Origin of the sequence: Vibrio sp. 10N.222.55.C6 (assembly GCF_041473395.1) — a bacterium.
GTDB lineage: Bacteria > Pseudomonadota > Gammaproteobacteria > Enterobacterales > Vibrionaceae > Vibrio > Vibrio crassostreae_C.
Window position 1 is genome coordinate 1 of sequence record NZ_JBFRSD010000385.1, and the last position, 405, is coordinate 405.

A 405-nucleotide genomic window follows, 5' to 3' on the forward strand; every position below is an offset into this window, starting at 1 on the left:
CGCAGAAGAAGACATCATGATCAACTACACGCCATTTGGTCACTCTGATTGGCAATCTATCGTTTCAGACATCAAAAAGTTCGGTGAAGCTGGCAAGAAAACCGCTGTGGTTTCTACTGTAAACGGCGATGCGAACGTACCTTTCTATAAAGAGCTAGGCGCTCAAGGCATTTCATCTGAAGACATCCCAGTTATTGCATTCTCTGTTGGTGAAGAAGAACTGTCAGGCATGGACACAGAACCATTGGTTGGTCATCTAGCGGCATGGAACTACTTCATGAGTGTTGATACTGAAGCTAATGAAGAGTTCGTTGAAACGTGGCAGTCGTTCATCAAGAGTGAAAAGCGTGTCACCAATGACCCAATGGAAGCGCACTATGTTGGCTTCAATATGTGGGCTCAAGC

The 405-nt window shown here is 45.4% G+C and carries 1 protein-coding gene; it reads left to right on the forward strand.

The features are described from left to right. Positions 1-405 (forward strand): transporter substrate-binding protein (locus AB4486_RS24235; RefSeq protein ID WP_372119181.1); only part of this gene is annotated, 405 nt, incomplete at both ends.